This is a genomic window from Stenotrophomonas sp. CFBP8980, assembly GCF_034046095.1.
Taxonomy (GTDB): Bacteria; Pseudomonadota; Gammaproteobacteria; order Xanthomonadales; family Xanthomonadaceae; genus Stenotrophomonas; species Stenotrophomonas lacuserhaii.
This window is the reverse complement of sequence record NZ_JAXCXF010000001.1, coordinates 190,651-206,952: the sequence shown is the minus strand read 5'-3', so window position 1 is coordinate 206,952 and position 16,302 is coordinate 190,651. Positions and strand designations below refer to the sequence as shown.

Annotated in this window: 17 protein-coding genes; 14 read left to right on the top strand and 3 right to left on the bottom strand. The window is 68.6% G+C overall.

Features of this window, described 5'->3' with window-relative positions:
• Positions 1–41 precede the first annotated feature (41 nt).
• Positions 42–761, bottom strand: coding sequence for a Crp/Fnr family transcriptional regulator (locus tag SOM47_RS00990; protein ID WP_320504528.1), 720 nt, complete (start codon positions 759–761; stop codon positions 42–44).
• Positions 762–901: 140 nt separating this feature from the next.
• On the opposite strand from SOM47_RS00990, the gene hisS reads away from it, so the two are divergent.
• The 11 genes from hisS to hisIE all read left to right on the top strand — a co-directional run bounded on the left by hisS (position 902) and on the right by hisIE (position 10,178).
• Positions 902–2,299 (top strand): histidine--tRNA ligase, encoded by a 1,398-nt coding sequence (hisS, locus tag SOM47_RS00985; RefSeq protein ID WP_320504527.1) that lies wholly within the window; start codon positions 902–904, stop codon positions 2,297–2,299.
• Between the two features lie 23 nt (positions 2,300–2,322).
• Complete coding sequence (locus SOM47_RS00980) at positions 2,323–2,589, top strand: hypothetical protein (RefSeq protein WP_320504526.1); 267 nt, start codon at positions 2,323–2,325, stop codon at positions 2,587–2,589.
• Positions 2,590–2,760: 171 nt separating this feature from the next.
• Positions 2,761–3,087, top strand: coding sequence for a YerC/YecD family TrpR-related protein (locus tag SOM47_RS00975; RefSeq protein WP_192083708.1), 327 nt, complete (start codon positions 2,761–2,763; stop codon positions 3,085–3,087).
• Positions 3,088–3,100: 13 nt separating this feature from the next.
• The gene (hisG, locus tag SOM47_RS00970; protein ID WP_192083707.1) at positions 3,101–4,012 is read left to right on the top strand and encodes an ATP phosphoribosyltransferase; all 912 of its coding nucleotides are present in this window, start codon (positions 3,101–3,103) and stop codon (positions 4,010–4,012) included.
• Positions 4,009–5,304, top strand: coding sequence for a histidinol dehydrogenase (gene hisD, locus SOM47_RS00965; RefSeq protein WP_320504525.1), 1,296 nt, complete (start codon positions 4,009–4,011; stop codon positions 5,302–5,304). Before hisG ends, hisD begins: the two co-directional genes overlap by 4 nt.
• Positions 5,301–6,395 (top strand): histidinol-phosphate transaminase, encoded by a 1,095-nt coding sequence (gene hisC / locus SOM47_RS00960; RefSeq protein ID WP_320504524.1) that lies wholly within the window; start codon positions 5,301–5,303, stop codon positions 6,393–6,395. Before hisD ends, hisC begins: the two co-directional genes overlap by 4 nt.
• Positions 6,392–7,465, top strand: coding sequence for a bifunctional histidinol-phosphatase/imidazoleglycerol-phosphate dehydratase HisB (gene hisB, locus SOM47_RS00955; protein ID WP_042612527.1), 1,074 nt, complete (start codon positions 6,392–6,394; stop codon positions 7,463–7,465). Before hisC ends, hisB begins: the two co-directional genes overlap by 4 nt.
• Complete coding sequence (gene hisH / locus SOM47_RS00950; protein WP_192083704.1) at positions 7,462–8,067, top strand: imidazole glycerol phosphate synthase subunit HisH; 606 nt, start codon at positions 7,462–7,464, stop codon at positions 8,065–8,067. Before hisB ends, hisH begins: the two co-directional genes overlap by 4 nt.
• Complete coding sequence (gene hisA, locus SOM47_RS00945; RefSeq protein ID WP_320504523.1) at positions 8,064–8,798, top strand: 1-(5-phosphoribosyl)-5-[(5-phosphoribosylamino)methylideneamino]imidazole-4-carboxamide isomerase; 735 nt, start codon at positions 8,064–8,066, stop codon at positions 8,796–8,798. Before hisH ends, hisA begins: the two co-directional genes overlap by 4 nt.
• Positions 8,792–9,568 carry an imidazole glycerol phosphate synthase subunit HisF gene (gene hisF, locus SOM47_RS00940; RefSeq protein WP_042612530.1) on the top strand — a complete coding sequence of 259 codons (777 nt, stop codon included), beginning with the start codon at positions 8,792–8,794 and terminating at the stop codon, positions 9,566–9,568. Before hisA ends, hisF begins: the two co-directional genes overlap by 7 nt.
• Positions 9,558–10,178, top strand: coding sequence for a bifunctional phosphoribosyl-AMP cyclohydrolase/phosphoribosyl-ATP diphosphatase HisIE (hisIE, locus tag SOM47_RS00935; protein WP_320504522.1), 621 nt, complete (start codon positions 9,558–9,560; stop codon positions 10,176–10,178). Before hisF ends, hisIE begins: the two co-directional genes overlap by 11 nt.
• An 18-nt stretch (positions 10,179–10,196) precedes the next feature.
• Here hisIE and SOM47_RS00930 read toward each other — a convergent pair whose 3' ends face one another.
• Positions 10,197–12,359: a translocation/assembly module TamB domain-containing protein gene (locus SOM47_RS00930; protein ID WP_414715763.1), complete on the bottom strand. Its 2,163-nt coding sequence runs from the start codon at positions 12,357–12,359 to the stop codon at positions 10,197–10,199.
• 221 nt (positions 12,360–12,580) lie between these two features.
• On the opposite strand from SOM47_RS00930, the gene SOM47_RS00925 reads away from it, so the two are divergent.
• The 3 genes from SOM47_RS00925 to SOM47_RS00915 all read left to right on the top strand — a co-directional run bounded on the left by SOM47_RS00925 (position 12,581) and on the right by SOM47_RS00915 (position 14,365).
• The gene (locus tag SOM47_RS00925; protein WP_320504520.1) at positions 12,581–13,357 is read left to right on the top strand and encodes an SGNH/GDSL hydrolase family protein; all 777 of its coding nucleotides are present in this window, start codon (positions 12,581–12,583) and stop codon (positions 13,355–13,357) included.
• A gap of 23 nt (positions 13,358–13,380) precedes the next feature.
• Positions 13,381–13,821, top strand: a complete 441-nt coding sequence (locus SOM47_RS00920) for a hypothetical protein (RefSeq protein WP_152620539.1) — start codon at positions 13,381–13,383, stop codon at positions 13,819–13,821.
• A gap of 115 nt (positions 13,822–13,936) precedes the next feature.
• Entirely contained in the window at positions 13,937–14,365 is a 429-nt protein-coding gene (locus SOM47_RS00915) for a hypothetical protein (protein ID WP_320504519.1), read from the top strand.
• A gap of 22 nt (positions 14,366–14,387) precedes the next feature.
• Here the strand turns inward: SOM47_RS00915 and SOM47_RS00910 are convergent, their stop codons facing one another.
• On the bottom strand, positions 14,388–16,286 hold the full coding sequence (locus tag SOM47_RS00910) for a sensor histidine kinase (protein ID WP_320504518.1): 1,899 nt from the start codon (positions 16,284–16,286) through the stop codon (positions 14,388–14,390).
• Positions 16,287–16,302: the final 16 nt, after the last annotated feature.

The window sequence follows — 16,302 nt, the reverse complement described above, 5'->3', positions numbered from 1 at the left end:
GGTGTCCGGCTGCACCCCAGCTGCCGCCCGCGTGGAGCCCCTTACCCGGTTGCCAGCGTCCGCAGCGCCGGTTCGTCCAGCAGCTCCACCACGTTCAGGTGGGGCAGGGCGATCAACGCCTGCTGGCGCAAGCGGGTGAAGGTGCGGCTGACCGTTTCCATGGTCAGCCCGAGATGGTCGGCAATGTCACCGCGGCCCATCGGCAGGGTAACCCGCAGGGGGTCACCGCCCAGCCGCGCTTCGCGCTCGGCCAGCCGCAGCAGGAAGTCGGCCACTTTTTCGGTGGGTTGCAGGCGGGCCAGCGACAATGCGGCATCCTGCGCGTCATCCAGCGCCTGGCAGGCACGCTGCAGGAGCTTGCGTTCCAGGTGCGGGTAGCGGCTGCGCAGCACGCGCATGTGCGCCACCGATACCCGGCAGACCCGGCTGTCGGCGATGGCTTCCACGTCGTGGCGATGATGGTCGCTGCTGCTCAAGCCCAGGTAATCGCCGGGCAGCACGAAGCCGGTGATCTGGCGGCGGCCATCGGACAGCGTGCGCACCAGCCGCAATGCGCCGTGGGTCAAGGTGTAGACATGCTGGCGCGGCTCACCACTGCGCGCCAGGGTCGCGCCCATGGCGACCTGTTGGGACGCGGTCACCGCTTCCAGTGCCTGCCCTTCTTCGGGCGACAGCGCCGAACACACGGCAAGGTGGCGCACCGAACAGTGGGTGCAGTCCAGCGTGGTACAGCCGGCGGGGGCGGGATCAGGACGCGACATGGCGTGGGGACGAGGCGCGCAGCAGGGAAGTGCTCATGATACGCCATGCGCCCCCGTTGGCCTGGCGCGGGCGCGGCAGGCGGCGCAACCGCTACAATAACCGCCCTTGTCCTTCCCCCCGTTTTTCGCAGGAGCCCCACGTGATCAAGCCCCGTACCCCGCCCGGCATCATGGAACTGCTGCCGCGCGAGCAGATTGCGTTCCAGCGCATGCTGGACGTCATCCGCCGCAACTACGAGCGGTTCGGGTTCCTGCCGGTGGAAACCCCGGTGTTCGAGCTGTCCGATGTGCTGCTGACCAAATCCGGCGGCGAGACCGAGCGCCAGGTGTATTTCGTGCAGTCCACCGGTGCGTTGGCCAATGCCGCGCAGACCGGTGATACCTCCCTGCCGGAACTGGCGCTGCGCTTCGACCTGACCGTGCCGCTGGCGCGTTACGTGGCCGAACACGAGCACGAGCTGACCTTCCCGTTCCGCCGTTACCAGATGCAGCGCGTCTACCGTGGCGAGCGCGCCCAGCGCGGCCGCTTCCGTGAGTTCTACCAGTGCGATATCGATGTGATCGGCAAGGATGCACTGAGCATCCGCTACGACGCTGAAGTACTGGCGGTGATCCACGCGGTGTTCTCGGAGCTGCGCATCGGCGATTTCGCTGTCCAGCTGAACAACCGCAAGCTGCTGCGTGGTTTCTTCGAAACCCTCGGCGTGGCCGAAGGCGAACGCCAGTTGGCGGTGCTGCGCGAAGTGGACAAGCTGGACAAGCGCGGCCCCGACTACGTGCGCGAAACGCTGGTGGGCGAAGGCTTTGGGATCCCGGCCGAGCAGGTCGAGCGGATCCTGGCCTTCGTCGCGGTCCGCTCCAGCAGCCATGCCGACGCGTTGGCGCAGCTGGATGCGCTGTTGGCTGATCCGGCCGCCAGCGAGACGCTGAGGGTGGGCGTGGCCGAGCTGCGCGAAGTGTTGCAGCTGGTCAAGGCGCTGGGCGTGCCGGAAACCGCGTACTGCCTGAATTTCTCCATCGCGCGCGGCCTGGATTACTACACCGGCACCGTGTACGAAACCACGCTGACCGACCACCCGCAGATCGGTTCGATCTGCTCCGGTGGCCGTTACGAAGACCTGGCCAGCCACTACAGCAAGTCCAAGCTGCCGGGCGTGGGCATTTCCATCGGCCTGACCCGTCTGTTCTGGCAGCTGCGCGAAGCCGGCCTGATCGCCGGGATCGAAGACAGCAGCGTGCACGCGCTGGTCGCGCTGATGGACGAGGCCAGCCTGCCGCAGTCGCTGGACATCGCCCGCCGCCTGCGCGCCGGTGGCATCAACGCCGAAGTGCAGATGGAGCCGAAGAAGATCGGCAAGCAGTTCCAGTACGCGGCCAAGGCCGGGATCCGCTTCGTTGTGCTGGCGGGCGAGGATGAGCTGGCCCGTGGCGTGGTGGCGGTGAAGGACCTGTTGCGGGAGCAGCAGTTCGAGGTCTCCCGCGAGGACCTGGCCAGCACCCTGCAGGTGGAACTGGAGCAGGCCAAGGTCATGCCGTGAGGCGGTTGGGGGCGGCGGCAACGTTGCTGCTCCTGCTGACCGCGTGCCGGACCGATCCTGCGCTGCATGGCCAGCGCATCGGGCCGGGCCAGTACCAGCTGACGGCCGACCGCTGCCACGTGTTCGACCCGGAGCAGCTGCAGCGTGACCTGCGCGGGTTGGCCGCGCAGAAGTGCCCGGACGGGGCAGGGGAGCTGGAGGCCGTCCAGTCCGTCCCGAGCCGCCAGGGCAGCCTGTTCGGCGAATGCCTGCGCAGCGGCGCCCTCCGCGCCGAGGTAAGGTGCCGTTAGATAGGTAACGACCGTTCGTCGGTACGCACTTGACCACCCGATACCAATACAAACGCCCGCTCAGCGGGCGTTTTTCGTTTCCGTCCCCGACCAACCGGCCCCAGCAGCAACCCGGTTTGACCCTGCACCGCGGTTTGCGCTAATGTAATAGCACGCTATTACATTGGTACGATGAAACTACGCCCTGCTCCCCGAGAAAAAGACGCCCAGGCCGATCTGGCCTGCTTGGCTGCGGCCCTCGCCGCGCTGTCCAGCGCCGAACAGGTCACCGCGTTCCTGCGCGACCTGTGCACGCCGGCCGAGCTGGAGGCGCTGTCGGACCGCTGGAAGGTGGTGCCGCTGCTGCAGCAGGGCGTGCCGTATCGCGAAATCCATGAACTGACCGGCGTCAGTGTTACCACCACCGGGCGCGTGGCGCGTTCGCTGGAGCATGGCCACGGCGGCTATGCCGCCGCCATTGCTGTCATTGCCACGCCTTCGTTCCCCGAATCCAAGTAAGAGAGCCTCCCCCATGAGTGCAACCCAGAACGCCCCGGCCCGTGACCGGCTGCGGATCGCCATCCAGAAGAACGGGCGGCTGGCCGAGCCGGCGCGCAGCCTGCTCACGGCCTGCGGGCTGAGCTGGCGGCAGAGCCGCGACAAGCTGTTCTGCTACGGCGAATCGCTGCCGGTGGACCTGCTGCTGGTCCGCGACGACGACATCCCGGGGCTGATCGCCGATGGTGTCTGCGACTTCGGCATCGTCGGCCGCAACGAGCTGGACGAGCAGGGTGCTGCCCGCCGCCGGATCGGCTTGCCGGACGCCTACCAGGCGCTGCGTGGCCTGAATTTCGGGCAGTGCCGGTTGATGCTGGCGGTGCCCGAGGAATGGCAATGGACCGGCGTTGAGCAGCTGGCCGGCAAGCGCATCGCCACCAGCTACCCGGCGATCCTGGCCGACTGGCTGGCCGCGCGCGGCGTGGATGCGCAGGTAGTGGAGCTGTCCGGCTCGGTGGAAATCGCGCCGCGTCTGGGCACCGCCGACCTGATCTGCGATCTGGTATCCAGCGGCGCCACGCTGGCCGCCAACCAGCTCAAGCCGGTGGAAACGCTGCTGGAAAGCGAAGCGGTGCTGGCCGGCCCGGTAAGAACCCCCGACGACGCCCGCGCCGGCCTGATGGCGATGCTGCTGCGGCGGCTGGATGGCGTGGTCAAGGTGCGCGACAGCAAGCTGCTGATGTTCCGCGCCGCGCTGGACCGCGTGTCCGAACTGACCCGCCTGCTGCCCGATGCCGACCCGCTGGTGCAGCTTCCCGACGACGGCGGGCACCTGCGTCTGCAGACCATGTGCCACGGCGCTTTGACCTGGCAGCGGTTGGAAGATCTGGAGCGCGCAGGCGCCCAGGGCCTGATGGTATTGAGCGTGGAGCGGTCGCTGGCATGAACCGTCTGAACTGGTCGGAACTCACTGAACTGGCCCGCGCCGAGGCCTTGCAGCGCCCCGTGCATGCCGTCGCCGCGCAGACCCGCGAAGCGGTAGCCGCGTTGATCGCGCAGGTACGTGCCGACGGCGACGAGGCCCTGCGTGGGATCACCGCCCGCTTTGATCGGGTGCAGCTGGATGACATCGAAGTGACCGCCGCCGAGTTCGACGCAGCCGAGCAGGCCGTGGCCGCCGAGCTGCGCGCGGCGATGGAAGAAGCCGCCGCGCGCATCCGGCGTTTCCACGAAGCCGGCATGAGCCAGGGCTATGCGGTGGAAACCGCGCCGGGCGTGCACTGCGAGCGGATGATCCGGCCGATTGGCCGGGTCGGTCTATATGTGCCGGCGGGCAGCGCGCCGCTGCCGTCCACCGCACTGATGCTGGGCGTGCCAGCGGCGTTGGCTGGCTGCCCGCAGGTGGTGCTGTGCACGCCGCCGCGCGCCGATGGCAGTGCCGACCCCGCTGTCCTGGTGGCCGCGCGCCTGACCGGCGTGCAGCGCGTGTTCAAGCTGGGCGGCGCGCAGGCCATTGCCGCGATGGCCTATGGCACGGCCAGCGTACCGGCCTGCGACAAGCTGTTCGGCCCGGGCAACTCCTTCGTGACCGAAGCCAAACAGCAAGTGGCGCAGGACGGCATGGTGGCCATCGACATGCCGGCCGGTCCGTCTGAGGTGCTGGTGATCGCCGATGCCGGCGCCAACCCCGCCTTCGTTGCCGCCGATCTGCTGTCCCAGGCCGAACACGGCCCGGATTCGCAGGTGCTGATGCTGACCGACGATGCCGCGATGTTGCAGGCGGTGGAAGCCGAAGTGGAGCGCCAGGTGGCGCTGTTGCCGCGCGAAACCATCGCACGCCAGGCACTGGGCGCGTCCCGGCTGATCCAGGTGGATCGCCTGCAGGACGCCTTCGATATCAGCAACCGCTATGCACCGGAACACCTGATCCTGGCGCTGCGCGAACCGCGCGCCTGGCTGAGCCAGGTGCAGGCGGCCGGTTCGGTGTTCCTCGGCGATTACACCCCCGAAGCGCTCGGTGACTACTGCAGCGGCACCAACCACGTGCTGCCCACCGCCGGCGCAGCGCGGGCCTGGAGCGGGGTCAGCGTGGCCAGCTTCCAGAACACCATCAGCGTGCAGAGCGCCAGCGCCGAGGGCATCGCCGCCATCGGCGGATGTGCGCGCATCCTGGCCAGCGCCGAAGGCCTGGACGCGCACGAACGTGCGGTTGCGCTGCGCATGGAGGTGGTGGCATGAGCGCGAGCGTGCAGGACGTGCTGGCGCTGCTGCGACCGGACCTGCAGTCCTTCGCCGGCTACAGCTCGGCGCGCAGCACGGCGCTGCAGGGGGATGTGTGGCTGAACGCCAACGAATCGGCATGGGCCAATCCGGCCGATGCCACTGGCAGCAGCCGGCGCTATCCGGATCCGCAGCCGCCGGCTTTGCTGCAGGCCCTGGCCGGGTTGTACGGCGTGACGCCGCAACAGGTGCTGGTCGGGCGCGGCAGCGATGAAGCCATCGATCTGCTGGTGCGCGCTTTCTGCCGCCCTGGCGTGGATGCGGTGCTGGCCACGCCGCCGGTGTTCGGCATGTACGCGGTCTGCGCGCGGCTGCAGGGCGCACCGCTGCTGGAGGTCCCGCTGGTGGAGGGCCCCGCCGGCCTGCAGGTCGACATCGATGCGGTGATCGCCGCCGCATGCGGGCAGGGTGCGCGGCTGGTGTTCCTGTGTTCGCCATCCAACCCGGCAGGCAGTGAGATCAGCAGCGCGGACATCATCCGCACCGCGCAGGCGCTGCAGGGCCGGGCCATCGTAGTGGTGGATGAGGCCTACATCGAATACAGCAGCCAGCGCTCGGCAACAACGCTGTTGGCCGAACATCCCAATCTTGCCGTGCTGCGCACGCTGTCCAAGGCGCACGCGCTGGCCGCCGCGCGCGTGGGAAGCCTGATCGCCGCGCCGGAAATCATCGCCGCGCTGCGCCGTTGCCAGGCGCCGTATCCGGTGCCGCAGCCGTGTGCCGAACTGGCACTGGCGGCACTGCAGCCGGCCGCGCTGGCCGCCACCCGCGCCCGCATCGACGAGGTGGTGCAGGAGCGTGCGCGGCTGTCCACCGCACTGGCGGCCGTGGCCGGGGTGCGCCAGGTGTATCCCTCGGCCGGCAACTATCTGCTGGTCCGCTTCGACGACGCGCAGGGTGCGTTCGACGCGCTGCTGGCCGCAGGCGTGGTGGTGCGTGACCAGCGCGCCGCGCCGCAGCTCGGCGATGCGTTGCGCATCAGCATCGGCAGCACCGAAGAAAACCAACGCGTGCTTGCCGCGCTCTCGGCCTGGAGGGCCGCTGCATGACCCCCATCCTGTTCATCGACCGCGACGGCACCCTGATCGAAGAGCCCGCCGACCACCAGATCGACGCGTATGAAAAACTGCGCTTCGTGCGCGATGTCATTCCCGCGCTGATCAAGCTGCGTGACGCGGGCTGGCAGTTCGTCATCGTCAGCAACCAGGACGGCCTGGGCAGCGAGAGCTACCCGCAGGCGATCTTCGATGCACCGCACGCGCTGATGATGCATGTGTTCGAAAGCCAGGGCATCGTGTTCCGTGACGTGCTGATCGACGCCAGCTGGCCGCACGAGAACCTGCCCACGCGCAAGCCGGGTATCGGGCTGATGACCGCCTACCTGCAGGACCGCAGCATCGACTGGGCGCGTTCGGCGATGGTGGGCGACCGCCTGACCGACATCCAGTTCGCGCAGAACCTCAACATCCGCGGCTTCCAGCTGCGTACCGAAGAGTTCGGCGGTGAGTGGGACTGGCCGGCCATCGCCCACGCGCTGGCCGATGCGCCGCGCACCGCGGTGGTACAGCGCAACACCAAGGAAACCCGCATCCGTGTCGAACTGGACCTTGATGCCCAGGCCGAACCACGGATCCACACCGGCCTGCCGTTCTTCGACCACATGCTGGAGCAGATCGGCAAGCACGGTGGCATCTCCGTGCGCATCCAGGCCGAGGGTGACCTGCACATCGACGAACACCACACCATCGAAGACACCGGGCTGGCGCTGGGCCAGGCGCTGCGTGAAGCGCTGGGTGACAAGCGCGGCATCGGCCGCTACGGCTTCACGCTGCCGATGGATGAGACGCTGGCCAGCGCCGCGCTGGATTTCAGCGGACGTCCGTACTTCGTGTTCGATGGCGAATTCAAGCGCGAGCGCGTCGGCGACCTGCCCACTGAGCTGGTGCCGCACTTCTTCCGCTCGCTGTGCGACGCGGCCGGGTTGAACCTGAACCTGCAGGTGCGCGGTGACAACGACCACCACAAGGTGGAAGCCTGCTTCAAGGCGCTGGCGCGCGCGCTGCGCACTGCCGTGGCGCGGCAGGGCACCGAGCTGCCCAGCACCAAGGGGGCGCTGTGACCGAAGTTGCCTTGATCGATGCCGGCGGTGCCAACCTCGGTTCGGTGCGCTACGCGCTGGAGCGGCTGGGCGCGCAGGTCCGGCTGGTGCGCGATGCCGACGGACTGCGCGACGCGCGGCGGGTGATCCTGCCCGGCGTCGGTGCGGCGGTGCCGGCCATGCAGCGCCTGCATGCGCAGGGCCTGTTCGAGCCGCTGCGCCAGCTGGAAGTACCGCTGCTCGGTATCTGCCTGGGCATGCAGCTGCTGTTCGAGCGATCCGAAGAAGGCGGTGGCGTGCAGACGCTGGGGCTGATCCCCGGCACCGTGCGCAAGCTCGTACCGGCCACCGGCATCCGCGTGCCGCACATGGGCTGGAACCGCCTGTTGCCGCTGCGCGGGTCGCCGCTGCTGCGCGATATCCCCGAACGCGCCAGCGCCTATTTCGTGCACAGCTATGCCGCCCCGTTGAACGCGCACACCGTGGCCGCCTGCGACCATGGCGGGCTGTTCAGTGCGGTGGTCGAACATGGCCGCTACTTCGGTGCGCAGTACCACCCCGAACGCTCCGGTGACACCGGCGCCTTGCTGTTGCGCAACTTCCTGCAGGACACCGCCGAATGAGTTTCATCGTCTATCCCGCCCTTGATATCCGCGAAGGCCGCGTGGTGCGCCTGCGCCAGGGCGACTACGCCCAGGAAACCCGCTACGGCGACGATCCGCTGCCGCGCGCGCAGGCCTTCGCCGGGCAGGGCGCACAGTGGATGCACCTGGTCGACCTGGATGCCGCCCGTGCCGGCGGCTATACGCTGGCGCCGCTGCTGGCGCAGATCCGCCAGCAGGCGGGCCTGCACGTGCAGACCGGCGGCGGCGTGCGCGGTCGCGCGGACGTCGAGCGCATCCTGCAGGCCGGTGCCAGCCGGGTCGTGGTCGGATCGCTGGCCGTGCGCGAGCCGGAGGCGGTGATCGGCTGGCTGGCCGAGTTCGGGCCGGAGCGCATCACCATCGCACTGGACGCGCGCCAGGATGACGACGGCCAGTGGCAGTTGCCGATCCACGGCTGGACCGAGAACGCCGGCGTCACCCTGGATGTCCTGGCCCAGCGCTACGCCGCCGCCGGCATGCGCCACCTGCTGTGCACTGATATTGCCCGCGACGGCATGCTGGCCGGTCCCAATCTTGACCTGTACCGCCATCTGGCCGGGCTGCTGCCGGGCGTGGCGATCCAGGCCTCCGGCGGCATCCGCGACGTGGCCGACGTGGCTGCCTCGCGCGCTGCCGGCTGCAGCGGCGCAGTGCTTGGCAAGGCGCTGCTGGAGCAGCGGATGGACCTGGCCGAGGCACTGGCATGTTGAGCCGCCGCATCATTCCCTGCCTGGACGTACGCGATGGCCGCGTGGTCAAGGGCGTGCGCTTCCGCGACCACGTGGACATGGGCGATATCGCCGAACTGGCGCTGCGCTACCGCGACCAGGGGGCCGATGAGCTGGTGTTCTATGACATCGGCGCCAGCCCGGATGGCCGCAGCGTGGACGTGGGATGGATCGAGCGCATCGCGCGGCTGATCGACATCCCGTTCTGCGTGGCCGGTGGCATCAGTGACGTGGAAACCGCGCGGCGCGTGCTGCATGCCGGGGCCGACAAGATTTCGATCAACTCGCCCGCGCTGGGCCGCCCGGAGCTGATCACCGAACTGGCCGAAGCGTTCGGCGTGCAGTGCGTCGTGGTGGGCATCGACTCGGTGCGCGAAGCCGATGGCCAGTGGCGCGTGCGCCGCTTCACCGGTGACCCGTCCAAGACCCAGGCCGTCGCCGTGCGTACGCTGGACTGGGTGCGCGAAGTGCAGCAACGCGGCGCGGGTGAGATCGTACTGAACTGCATGGACAGCGATGGCGTGCGCCGCGGCTACGACGTAGAGCAGCTGCGCCATGCGCGTGCGGCCTGCCACGTGCCGTTGATCGCCTCCGGTGGGGCGGGCACCCCCGATCACTTCGCCCAGGTCTTCGACCAGGCCGATGTCGATGGTGCCCTGGCTGCCAGCGTGTTCCACAGCGGCGCCATCGCCATTCCAGAACTGAAGCGCTATCTGCGCGAGCACCAGATCGAGGTACGTGATGTCTATTGAAGTATTGCCGGGATCGGCGGCGCTGGAAGGCCTGGACTGGAGCAAGGGGGATGGCCTGCTGCCGGCCGTGCTGCAGGATGCTGACAGCCTGCAGGTGCTGATGCTGGGCTATGTCAGTGCGGAGTCGCTGCAGGTCACGTTGCAGACCGGACACATGACCTTCTTCAGCCGCAGCAAGCAGCGCCTGTGGACCAAGGGCGAGCAGTCCGGCAACGTGCTGGCGGTGCAGTCGATCGCGGTGGATTGCGATGCCGATACGTTGCTGGTGCGGGCACGCCCGGCCGGGCCGACCTGCCACACCGGGGCGGAGAGCTGCTTCCCGCAGGCGCCGAAGGATTTCATCGGCCAGCTCGACCAGCTGGTGGCCACGCGCGAGGCGCAGCGCCCGGCCGGCAGTTACACCACCTCGCTGTTCGACGGTGGCATCCGCCGTATCGCGCAGAAGGTCGGCGAGGAAGGCGTGGAGACTGCGCTGGCCGCGGTGGTGCAGGGCGACGACGACCTGCTGGGCGAAGCCTCCGACCTGGTGTTCCACCTGCTGGTGCTGCTGCGCGCGCGCGGGCTGGGCCTGCAGGATGTGCGCACGCTGCTGGAATCACGCCACCGCTGAACCGGGCGGTGACGCGGTTTATTTGGCGGGCAGGTAGCGTGGGCGTTGTTCGTACCACTCGCGTGCACCGGCCAGGTGCCACTGCCGCTGTTTGCCGTCCAGCTCCACTGCGGCACCCAGCACGCCCCAGCGCAGGTACAGGTCGCCGCGCTTGCCGGCCTTGCCCAGGTCCAGCCGGCCGCGCAGCGAAAGCCGCGCGTTTTCTGCCTGCAGGTCATCCACCACCCACTGGCCATGGCGAAGCCGCAGTTGGCCGCTGGCCTGCACCTGCCCGGAATCGACCAGCCCCAGCACCCAGCGCGGGTAGCTGCTGCGCTCACCGAAGGCATCCAGCAGCGGGCCGGCATCGCGCAGGGTGATGTCGGCCACCGCATCGGCGCTCAGCGGCGCCGCCGCGGCCAGGTGCCCACTGCGCACTGCCACCTCGCCCCACCAGCCGGCATCCTTGGAATCGGCCACGCGCACCTCCTGCAGGCGTACCGTGGTGCCGCCGAGGTCGAATTGTTTCTGGCTGAAATCGGCGCGCCGAACGCGGGCTTTCAACAGCGCATTGCCACGCATCGCCACGCCTGCCACCTGCATGCGCGCATTCTGGCCGCTCAGGTCGGCCCGGCCGGTGCCGATGCGGCCGGTGGCGTCCAGCTCCACGTCCCCACTGATCAGCCCGGTGCCGCCCAGCAGCTTCACTTGTTCGTTGCCCAGGTAGCGGTTGTAGCGCGTCAGGTCCGGCACCTGCGCGTTGTTGAAGCGCAGCCGCGCACGCACGCCTTCCTTCAGTTCCTGCAGGCGCGCATCGCCGCTGAGTTCCAACACCAGCGCGCGCCCGTCGAACAGCACCTGCGACGGCGCATCGGACGGCGCGGCGCGGAACTGGTCCACGTCCACCTGCATATGCACCTGCGGGGTGCGACCTTCGACAATCCGGCCCTGCGCCCGCGCATCGCCCTGCATCCGTACCCCTGCCACCTCGGCGATGGCGGCCACGTTGGGAATCTCCGCGGTGCTGCCCGGTGCCAGCTGCCCATCGGCCAGCTTCACGTCGGCCCGCAACAGGCCGCCGCCATCCAGCCGGAACCATGGCTTGCGCACGATCAAGTCGGAGATCCAGTTCAGCGAATCAAAGGTCCACGCCGCCTTCAGCTGCCCGGACGTGCGCGGCAGCAGCCCGGACATCGCGTGGAAGGGGATCTCGCGCCCGGCGATGTGCAGGTCGGCATCCAGTTCGCTGCCGCTGGCCTCATCGCGGGGCAGGCGCGCCTGCAGCCGGATGTCATCGGCCACGTCCAGTTGCAGTGCCAGCAGGCCACGATCCTTGGCGTGCTCGCCGGCGTGCACCGGCAGGCGCCACACTACATGTCCGCCCGGGCGCAACGTGCCATTGTCCATCGCCAGCTGGCCCTGCAGGCGGGCCGTGGAGGGCACCGTGCCCACCGTGGCACGGGCACCGGCGGTGTCGATGCGTACCGCTTGGCTGCGGCCATCGATGGCCAGCTCAGCGGTCAGGATGCCGAGCTTGCGCAGCCCCGGCGCGTCGTCGCGGTAGTGGCGCGGGAAGCTGGCCCGCGCCTCGATGTGCGCCTGGTCCAGCAGGGTGGTGCCATCCCAGCTGATCCGCGCATCGTCGAAGGTGGCGTTCGAATCGAACAGTTCGGACGGGCCGCCCTTCATCTGCTTCAGGAAGCCCACCGTGGCGCTGGCCTTGCCGGAGATCAGCAGCTTGCCGAACTGGCCGCTGCGGATGCTGTCGCTGTGGATCGCATCCATCCGCACCGTCCAGCCACGGTTACCGCGCGGCGGCGGCGGAATCGCTTTTTCCACGCGCTCAACCACCGCGCGTACGCCGGCCGCATCCACGCGCGGGATGTGGATCTCACGGCGCACCAGCGCCGGCAGCGAGATGAAGGCACTGGCCCGTTCGGCGCTGAAGACGTAGACCGTGCGATTGGCCTGGCCGCGCACGTGCACGTTCCACAACACCGCATGGCCCGGTACCAGGGTCAGCGCCGGCCCGTTGCGCAGCTGGAATTTCTCCGGCTTGCGGTTGGTCACCATGTCGAACAACGGCGTGTTGAGAAACACATTACCAGCGATCAGGTACAGCAGGTAAAGCGCCAGCAGTATGGCCAACAGGATGCGCACCGGGCGCGGCCAGCGCCGCAAACGCTGCAGGCGCTCGGGAATCAGGGACATGGCGGGGCGCAGTTGGAAAGAATGCCGCCACTATCGGCAGTGGCGGCGCGCCGTGGCGTGAAGGCGCGGCGGTCGCAGGGCGCAGCGGCGGCGGTAATACGCCCGCGCCGGGCCGTGTTCGACGCTCCTGCGCGGCGCGGCGGCGTGTCAACCATGTAATTGGTAATGGGGCGGGTGGTACCTTCGCCGTACCGTGTTTTCCGTGATGCCCGATGATCAAGCTGTCGCACCCTCTGTCGATCCTTGTTGCCGCTGCGTCGCTGCTGGGTACGGTCCACGCGCAGCCCGCCGCGACCGATCCGCTGTTCACCGCCGCGCCGGAATCGCTGCAGCCGCAGCAGGTTCGCTCGCTGCAGCAGCGCCTGTCGGACTGGCCGCAGCTGGCTTACTACCGCGAACAGAACGCCACATTGCCGGCGCCCCGCAAGGGCGAAGCGCGCGTGGTGTTCTACGGTGATTCGATCACCGAAGGCTGGGGCCCGACCGGCAGTGAGCGCTTCTTCCCGGGCAAGGGCTATGTCAACCGCGGCATCTCCGGGCAGACCACCGCGCAGATGCTGCTGCGCTTCCGGCAGGATGTCATCGCGCTGCATCCTGCGGTGGTGGTGATCCTGGCCGGCACCAATGACATCGCCGGCAACACCGGCCCGGCCAGCCAGGCGATGATCGAAGACAACCTGCATTCAATGGTTGAGCTGGCGCAGGCGCACGGCATCAAGGTGGTGCTGTCTTCGGTGCTGCCGGTCAGCGCCTATCCCTGGCGTCCCGGCCTGCAGCCGGCCGCCAGCGTGCGCGCGCTGAATGCCGCGCTTAAGCGCTACGCGGAGCAACAACGGCTGGTATACCTGGATTACCACGCAGCGCTGGGTAATGCGGACGGCGGACTGGACACAGCGCTGGCCGAAGATGGCGTGCATCCGACGCCGGCGGGCTATGCAAAGATGGCCCCCTTGGCCGAAGCCGCAGTGGCGGCGGCATTGGCGCACTGAGCGATTCCATACAGGGGGCTGGCATGGTGGGGATGCAGGCGTGGGGCGCGGTGGAAAGCGGGGTGGTGGGCGGTGCGCTGGCCAGCATGCTGGTGGCCTGGTGGACGCGGCGGCTGCCCCGCCATTACAAAGGCTGGTCGCGCGGTGCGTTGTCGCGTCGCCATCGCACGGAAATACGCATTGCCAATACGCTGTTCTTCGCCGGATTGCTGTTCGGGGTGGCGCTGTATCCGCTGGGCGGCTTTGCGCGGAATGATCCGCGGCCGTTGTTGCTGGCCTTCGGCTTGGCCTCGCTGCTGCCGTTGCTGGCGCTGATGGTGGTGCCATGGCTCAGCGGGCGTAGTGTGCGGGCGGCATTCGTCGCCTTCAGCCATGGCCAGGGCACGCCGGTCTGGGCCACCTATCCGCTGCTGGTCGCTGGTCTGGTGGGGCTGGGCTTTGCCATCGTCGGCTTCCTGCGCTGAGTGCCTTGAGGCGCCCTGACAAGCCCGCTACCGTGTGCGCGATGACAATCGTGCTCCGCAAGAAACGGCCCGCCGATGCCGGCCCGATCGCGCCCATCGCGCGGGGAAACATGCCATGACCGGGCGCGGCGTGGTGTCGCTGCTGGTCTGGCTGAGTTGCGTCCCGGGCATGTTCGTGCACGGCACGATGGGGACGGCGTTGTTCGGCATGCAACTGGCCGATCTGGCGTGGCCGCCATCGTGGCAAAGCGTCTGGTTGCTGTGTGCCGTTCTGGCCAGCCTGGCTGCGTGGCCGATGCTGGGAGTGTTGAACCTGCGCTGGCTGGAGAATCGTCCGCTGCACTGGCGATGGCCGTTGATCGGCACGCTGTTGGCCACCTGCTGGATGCTGCCGCACGGCTGGATTTTCGCTCTGTTCGTCGCCCCCGGGGTACTGTTCGCGTCTTACCTGTGCGTATGGCACCTGCTCGGTTGGCGGCGGGTCCAGCGGTCGCCGGCCGCACCTTCCCGCGCTGACCCTGAGCTTCCGGTGGACGCCCCATAGCGACGCCGCCCGGTAGCCCCCTTCACGACGCCAGCGCGACCGCCTGCTCCGAGACCGGCAGCAGGATCGAACAGCGCAGTCCGTCTTCGGCGAAACCGTAATCCACCTTCGCGCCTATCTGGTAGGGCAGGGCGCGTTCGATCAGCTCGCGGCCGGCGCCGCCACCTCGAATGCTCGATGGATCGGCGGGCAGGTCGCGCACGCCATGCTCCTGCCAGTCCACGCGCAGCCGCGGGCTGGCTGCTTCGGATGCTTCCGCATCCACCAGGTTCCAGCGCACGTGCAGGCGGCCGCCCTGCTGGCGCAGCGCCCCGTACTTCACCGCGTTGGTGGCCAGCTCATGCAGGGCCATCGCCAGCGGCTGCACCGTTCCCGAACGCAGCGCCACTTCGGCCGGTCCTTCCAGCACGATCTGGGTGCCATGCATGGCCGGATCCACATGCGCGGAAAGTTCGGCACGCAGCAGTGCGTCGAACTGCACGCGATCCAGTTCACCCAGCCGCGACAGCAGGCTCTGCGCGCGTGCCAGTGCATCCAGGCGGGCATCGAAACGGGTGGCGAAATCGGCCATGTCACGGCTGGTGGCCAGCGTGCGGCTGGCCATCGCGCGCACCACCGACATGATGTTGCGCGTGCGGTGCTGCAGTTCGTCCACCAGCATCCGTAGCAGCGACTCGTTGCGCGCACGTTCCTCTTCGTGTTCGCTGCGTTCGGTGACATCGCGCGTGGTGCCGATGATCGCCTCGACCTCGCCATCCAGCCCCAACTGCGGCACGAAGATGTAGTCGTACATCCGCCGCCCCAACGGACCTTCGAAGGGCACATCGCCGCGGATCGGACGACGCGTGGCGATCACCTGCTCGATCTCGCGGCTGTGCATGGCCGCGTGCCAGTCCGGATAGCCCAGCTCCAGGCAGTTGCGGCCCAGCGCCTCCTCTTCGGTCTTGCCCCACATGCGCAACAGTGCGCGGTTGGCGTAGGTGAAACGGTGTTCCAGGTTGAACACATAGGCCAGATCGGGCGAGCTGTCCAGGAAGGCTTTCAGCCTGCGCCGCTCGCGCTCGGTGTCATGCAGCGCGTTGCCAACCGCATCGGCGGCCTGCTGCAGGGCGATCTGCTGGTCTTCGCGGTCCAGCACCAGCGCGGCGATGCGCGTGGCGAAGCTGGCCACTTCCTGTTCCCATCCGGTAAGCGCGCGCGGCGTGGAAAGGAACAGCAGCAGCCATGCACGTTCGGGGTGGGCTTGCCGAGGGACCGCGATGGGCCTGCAGGCTGGCATGTCGTGCTGGCCGCACGCAGCCTGCCAGTTCCTGCGCCACGGCGTATCGGTGGCGACGTCGCCGCCACCCGGTAGTTCCAGATCCGTCGACTTCGGCGCCGCGCCGGGATGTTCCAGCAGCGCGGTGATCGCCGGGTGCACGTTGCAACTGCTGCCATAACCGGACCGCTGCCGGTCGCCGGGCGTGACGAAGAAAGCACTGCGCAGGCCGGGCTTCAGCCGTTCGATGGCCTCGGTGAGTACGCGCAGGCACTCGCGCGGCGGCGTACCCCGGGCGAGGGTATCCAGCAGCATTGCCTGCTCGCGGACCAGTTGTTCGGCACGCACCCGGCGGGTCATGTCTACGCACATGCCGCGCACCTGCCCCAGCGCGCGATCATGCCGGCCGCGCAGCATCAGCCAGCGGCGGCTGATGCCATCGGTCCAGGGCAGCTCGATTTCAAAGACCGGCTGGTCCCGTTCCTGCCGCAGGATCCGCCGCCACGCACTGCGCAATGCGTGCGTACCGATACCGGCCAATTGTGCGCTGGCCATGTCCGAGCCGCTCAGCTGGCGCGTTGCGATGTCGAACTGCCACACGCCCACGCGGGTGTCGTCGAGGATGGCGTCGATGGCGAGCGCGTCGGTCAGGACAGGGGGCATGGCAGGCGCGGACGTT